The organism is Streptomyces calidiresistens, from assembly GCF_014141525.1.
Classification (GTDB): domain Bacteria; phylum Actinomycetota; class Actinomycetes; order Streptomycetales; family Streptomycetaceae; genus Streptomyces; species Streptomyces calidiresistens.
On sequence record NZ_VKHS01001149.1, the window covers coordinates 1 to 1,288 of the forward strand.

Consider the following 1,288-nt stretch of genomic DNA (forward strand, 5'->3'; position numbering starts at 1 on the left):
GGGCCGCACCCCCGTTCCACCGGGGGTGCGGCCCCTGCCGCGTGGTCTTCCTTCCGATGACGGGACGCCGAACGCCCCGACCGGCGCGGATCAGCCCGCCAGCGCCCGCTTCACCGCCGCGGCCACCCGACCGCCCTCGGCCCGGTCGCCGACCTTCGGCTTCACGATCTTCATCACCGCGCCCATGGCCCGCGGCCCCTCGGCACCGGACTCCCGCGCCTGCGCCACGGCCTCGGTCACCACCGCGTCCAGCTCCTCGTCGCTCAGCTGCTGCGGCAGGTACTCCGCCAGCACCTCACCCTCCGCGCGCTCCCGCGCGGCCTGCTCCGGCCGGTCGCCCCGATCGAACGCCTCGGCCGCCTCCCGCCGCTTCTTGGCCTCCCGCGTGATCACGGTCAGCACCTCGGCGTCCGAGAGCTCGCGGGCGGTGGTCCCGGCGACCTCCTCCTTGGTGATCGCCGCCAACGTCATGCGCAGCGTCGCGGACCGCAGCTCGTCACGGCCCTTGATGGCGGCCGTCAGATCGTCCTGCAGTCGCGTCTTGAGGGTGCTCATGGGGTCATTCCTATGGGGAGGGGGACGGGGGGTCAAGCGGGTTCCGGCGCGCCGCGCCGGGGACACGCCCCGGCCGGGCCCCACCGTCATCCGCCGACCGGGCGGGTGGGACGACCGGAGCGCCGGGAACCCGCACGGCGGCGGCACCCCTCGCCCCCGCCGGCGGGACGCTTGCGGGGAGCCGCGAAACCCGGACAGGATATCCGGGGCCGAGGAGGCCGCCCCCGACGGAGAGGACCGGTGGAACCCGCGTGACCGGTACCGATCCGCGCCGCCGGCGCCCCCGCTTCCCGCGCCGTCCCGCCCGGGCGCGGCGCGACCCCGACACCCCAGCCGGTCCCGGTCCCGTCCTCGACCGACTCGCCGCCATCGGACCGCACTTCGTCCTCCACCACGGCCCCGACGCACCGCTTCTCCCGTCCCCGCCACCGGCGACGACACCGGGACCGGGGACGGAGGCGGCAACGCCCGGCACCGCCGCCTTCCACCCCCTCGCCGACCCGCGTGCCGACCCGCGCGGCGCACTCCTCGCCGGGGCCGCCGCCGACACCGGCCGCCGCATCGGCACCCCCGACCCCCGGGTGGGTGCCTCCACCCTCCACCTCGGCCTGTCCGCCCGCCTGTGGTCCGTCGCTCTCGGCTGCGCCGTCCTCGCCGGCCGCGTCCCCGACCTCGACCCCCACCGGCTGCGGTGGCGCCTGCCGCCCGGCGGCTCCCTCGAACTGTGGCTCCC

General features: G+C 77.6%; 1 protein-coding gene and 1 pseudogene. One reads left to right on the forward strand and one right to left on the reverse strand.

All coding sequences use genetic code 11. The annotated features are described in order from the left end of the window. Positions 1–90: 90 nt before the first annotated feature. On the reverse strand, positions 91–555 hold the full coding sequence (locus FOE67_RS26025) for a GatB/YqeY domain-containing protein (RefSeq protein ID WP_182667277.1): 465 nt from the start codon (positions 553–555) through the stop codon (positions 91–93). Between the two features lie 251 nt (positions 556–806). Here FOE67_RS26025 and FOE67_RS26030 point away from each other — a divergent pair. Continuing rightward, positions 807–1,288, forward strand: a pseudogene (locus FOE67_RS26030) (hypothetical protein); the annotation flags it as partial.